The organism is Caballeronia sp., from assembly GCF_049581465.1.
Lineage (GTDB): Bacteria > Pseudomonadota > Gammaproteobacteria > Burkholderiales > Burkholderiaceae > Caballeronia.
On the sequence record NZ_JBAUSA010000527.1, the window covers coordinates 1 to 3,674 of the forward strand.

A 3,674-nucleotide genomic window follows, 5' to 3' on the forward strand; every position below is an offset into this window, starting at 1 on the left:
GCACGATCGACGCCACCGCGGCGATCAGCGCAGCAATGCCAATGGCCCGCAGATCAGCGACCGTCAGATGGGTGCCGTATGCGAGCAACTCCCCAATATATATTTGCGATCCGATTCCGGCGCCCAGCACGCCGAACCGCTTCAGATATCCGACCAGGAAAGCGCCGGTCACAAGAACCAGTTCCGGTCCCGCTCGCCCGGCAATCTGCAATTGCCGGGGGAAAAGCACGAACAGGACTGCGCCTAGCGCGGCAGCAAAACTGAGCAATGCGAGATCACGACTCGACTCGGCGCGGGTCGTTTTCCCCTCGGACACGCTTGCCCAGAGCGCGAAGCTTCCAGCAAGGTAACCCAGCGATACGCTACTGGGCACGCTGTGGGCAATATCCTGCAACGTCCCGAGTGCGGCCGCAATGCCGTACGCCGTCACGAGCCGCAATCCCTTGATTCGACGGTGCGTGCCGGGGTCAACCTGGTCCAGCCAACGGCCAACTGCCTCCACAGGCATCAGGATGCCACGCCGAACAATCCCACCATGGTTCGCGGAGCCTTGCGGGTTGTCATTCATCGGCTTCACCGTATCGTTTTGCTGGACGTGCTCATCGACTGCGTGACTGCGCCGGCCACCACGCCCAACCGCGACCTGAACGCCGCAATTCGATAACAGAGAGAGGTGCGACTTCGACGCGGGTGAGCGATGAGGATGGGGCATTCAATGCATGGATGACAGCCGCACGGATGACAGAAGCATGCGTGATTGCGACGACGTTGCCTGTCTCATCTAAGTTGTCCAACCATCGCCCAACCCGGGCAAGAACCTGATCGAACGACTCCCCATCCGGCGGCACCGTATCCGGATCGCAGCTCCACGCCTGCGCTTTGGAGGGTGCGTCGACGGCTATGTCGGCAAGCCGCCGACCGCGCCATCGACCGTAGTTTGCCTCAGCGAGCTCGGTCGTGATCCGCACCGCGAGGCCGAGCGCGTGCGCTGTTTCGAGCGCGCATGTCGCTGGGCTGCAGAGCGCAAGCGCGTCAGCGTCGATCGGCATGCTTTGTCGCGACGCCGTGGCGTCTGCAATGCCACGCGCATCGAGCGGATCGTCGGCGGGAAATCTGCCCTCACGCATCGCAGGGGTGGCGGCATGACTGATCAGTATTAATCGAGTACGCATGTCTTTCCTTACGAACGAAAGTATCATCACTTGGCTACGCTTCACCGCTCGTACTTTTGCTTTGGTGTAAAAGTCTAGCGCGTAAAATACCGTGACTCGAAGCGCGGAAGCCGGTGCAAGCCCGGCGCGGTCGCGCCACTGTAATTGACTCGTAAGGAGTCGAAAGCCAGACCTGTGCTTCTTGTCACTCTTTCTTAAGCAACTGTCGGGGCGCGTACCCCTGGAGAAGATCAATCATGACTGACGGTGTATTCAATCCGGCCGCCGAGCCGACCGCCATCCCCCTGCGCGAACTGCTGCCGTGGATCGTCTTTGGCGGCTTGATCATGCTGCTCGCCATCTATTTCGTCGGCGCAGAACAGGGAGCGACCTCGCTTGTTCGCGGCATGTATGTCCACGAATTCGTCCATGACGGCCGCCATCTGCTTGGCTTTCCTTGCCACTAGTGCGGAGATGAACATGGTCGGTAAATTGTTGGTACGCGGCATGCTGGCAGGCATCGCCGCGGGACTTCTTACGTTCAGTTTCGCCAAGCTGGTAGGTGAACCGCAGGTGGATCAGGCTATTTCCTTCGAGGAAAGAGCCGACGCGGCCAAGGGTGAAGCGCCCGAATCGGAAATTGTCAGCCGGCATACCCAGGCAGGCGTGGGACTTCTGACCGGTGTGGTGACGTTCGGCGCCGCGGTTGGAGGTTTGTTTGCACTGACGTTCGCCTACTCTTTTGGCCGCGTCAGCAAGCTCGGGGCAAGGCCGTTGTCTGCGTGGCTTGCGCTCGCGGCGTTCATCACGCTGGTGATCGTGCCAAACATCAAATACCCTGCAAATCCGCCTTCGGTGGGCGACCCCGAAACGATTGGGACGCGGACCGGATTGTTCTTCCTAATGATTGCGATTTCGATCGCAACGATGGTGTTCTCGCTCAAGGTGCGCAAGCACGCCATTGCACGCCTGGGTCATTGGAATGCATCGATCATTGCGGGCATCGTTTTCGTCGTGATTATCGGCGCCGTGCAGTTGGGTTTGCCCGTGATCAACGAAGTACCCGCGGCTTTCCCGGCGGTTCTGCTGTGGAAATTCAGGGTCGCCGCGATCGGCATGCAGGTCATCATGTGGACCACGATCGGGTTGCTGTTCGGTGCGCTCGCCGAGCGCTGTCAACTCGCTGCATCGACAGGCGGGATCGTCGGCAGATCGCGGTCATAGCGGACGTCCTGTACAGCGGGTGCACTTCAATTGTTCGTTAAATCCAGCGAGTCAATTCGTTTCGCGCCGCTTTATCGCGGCTGAAGAGATCTCTACATTTGCACCCACGCAGGCCGATTGGCTCGGGAAAGAGCCTCTCAGCCTCCACGGTGGCAAATCTCTTCAAGGAAACGATCATGAGCAAGCTTGCAGGCAAAGTAGCCGTTGTTACGGGCGCGTCGAAGGGGATTGGGGCTGCTATCGCCAAGGCACTCGCAGCAGAGGGCGCTTCGGTGGTCGTCAACTACGCTAGCAGCCAGGCGGGCGCCGATGCTGTTGTTGCGGCGATCACGGCGGCCGACGGCCGGGCAATCGCAGTGGGTGGCGATGTTTCGAAGGCGGCGGATGCGCAAGGGATCGTCAACGCGGCCATCGAAACGTTTGGGCGCCTCGACATTCTCGTGAACAATTCGGGAATCTACGAGTTCTCGGCCATCGAAGAGATCACCGAAGAACATTTCCACAAGCAATTCAATGTCAACGTATTGGGTGTGCTGCTCACCACGCAGGCCGCCGTGCGTCATCTTGGCGAGGGAGCGAGCATCATCAACGTCAGTTCGGTCGTAACCCGCATTACGCCCGCTACAAGTGCCGTGTATAGCGGCACAAAAGGCGCGGTCGACGCGATCACCGGCGTGCTCGCGCGCGAACTCGGGCCGAGGAAAATCCGCGTGAACTCGATTAATCCGGGTGTAGTGGTGACCGAGGGTACTCACACGGCAGGGGTAATCGGCTCTGACCTCGATGCGTGGGCGCTGAGCCAGACTCCGCTCGGCCGGCTGGGTCAGCCGGATGACATCGCGTCGATCGCAGTGTTTCTTGCGTCGGACGACGCGCGCTGGATGACGGGCGAACAACTGGTCGCGAGTGGCGGCCTGCGCTGATCCGGACGAATGATTCTGCCCGGTGCGGACCGACGGTGGTCCCGTCGGGCGGTTCTGGGGTCGCGGACACTTAAAGGTGGCTTACCCGCAGGTGCTTACCCGCAGGTGCTTACCCGAGCACCTCGGAACGCCCAAAACAAAAAACCCCGTAGGCATAAGGCTTTACGGGGTTTCTCGAACTTCTTCGGATTGCTCCGGACTACGTCTTGGTGCCCAAGAGAGGACTCGAACCTCCACACCTTGCGGCGCATGGACCTGAACCATGTGCGTCTACCAATTCCGCCACCTGGGCCAAGGGGTACAGCAAGGGCGCTATTTTAGCGAATGATTGGGAAGTGTCAATGGGCAAAGAGGAGGGCGCGGGCGAGTCCTTCCC

The 3,674-nt window shown here is 60.1% G+C and carries 4 protein-coding genes, 1 tRNA gene, 1 pseudogene and 1 riboswitch; of the genes and pseudogenes, 3 read left to right on the forward strand and 3 right to left on the reverse strand.

All coding sequences use genetic code 11. From position 1 onward, the window contains the following. Together WCA53_RS12915 and WCA53_RS12920 are read right to left on the reverse strand one after the other, a co-directional pair. Positions 1 to 568, reverse strand: a pseudogene (locus WCA53_RS12915) (FUSC family protein); the annotation flags it as partial. Between the two features lie 31 nt (positions 569 to 599). Next, the gene (locus WCA53_RS12920) at positions 600 to 1,172 is read right to left on the reverse strand and encodes a histidine phosphatase family protein (RefSeq protein WP_423910433.1); all 573 of its coding nucleotides are present in this window, start codon (positions 1,170 to 1,172) and stop codon (positions 600 to 602) included. Between the two features lie 78 nt (positions 1,173 to 1,250). Next, a riboswitch (adenosylcobalamin (AdoCbl) riboswitch) is annotated at positions 1,251 to 1,377 on the forward strand. A gap of 31 nt (positions 1,378 to 1,408) precedes the next feature. Here WCA53_RS12920 and WCA53_RS12925 point away from each other — a divergent pair. From WCA53_RS12925 to WCA53_RS12935, 3 genes are all read left to right on the forward strand, one after another. Beyond that, complete coding sequence (locus WCA53_RS12925; RefSeq protein ID WP_423910437.1) at positions 1,409 to 1,618, forward strand: CbtB domain-containing protein; 210 nt, start codon at positions 1,409 to 1,411, stop codon at positions 1,616 to 1,618. Between the two features lie 13 nt (positions 1,619 to 1,631). Next, the gene (locus WCA53_RS12930; RefSeq protein ID WP_423910440.1) at positions 1,632 to 2,375 is read left to right on the forward strand and encodes a CbtA family protein; all 744 of its coding nucleotides are present in this window, start codon (positions 1,632 to 1,634) and stop codon (positions 2,373 to 2,375) included. 176 nt (positions 2,376 to 2,551) lie between these two features. Beyond that, positions 2,552 to 3,298 carry a glucose 1-dehydrogenase gene (locus WCA53_RS12935; RefSeq protein ID WP_423910443.1) on the forward strand — a complete coding sequence of 249 codons (747 nt, stop codon included), beginning with the start codon at positions 2,552 to 2,554 and terminating at the stop codon, positions 3,296 to 3,298. Positions 3,299 to 3,505: 207 nt separating this feature from the next. Here the strand turns inward: WCA53_RS12935 and WCA53_RS12940 are convergent. Continuing rightward, positions 3,506 to 3,590, reverse strand: a tRNA-Leu gene (locus tag WCA53_RS12940). Between the last annotated feature and the right edge of the window lie 84 nt (positions 3,591 to 3,674).

Coding starts and splice junctions, on each gene's coding strand:
- WCA53_RS12920 (WP_423910433.1), bottom strand. CDS start 1,172: ATGCGTACTCGATTAATACTGATCAGTCATGCCGCCACCCCTGCGATG.
- WCA53_RS12925 (WP_423910437.1), top strand. CDS start 1,409: ATGACTGACGGTGTATTCAATCCGGCCGCCGAGCCGACCGCCATCCCC.
- WCA53_RS12930 (WP_423910440.1), top strand. CDS start 1,632: ATGGTCGGTAAATTGTTGGTACGCGGCATGCTGGCAGGCATCGCCGCG.
- WCA53_RS12935 (WP_423910443.1), top strand. CDS start 2,552: ATGAGCAAGCTTGCAGGCAAAGTAGCCGTTGTTACGGGCGCGTCGAAG.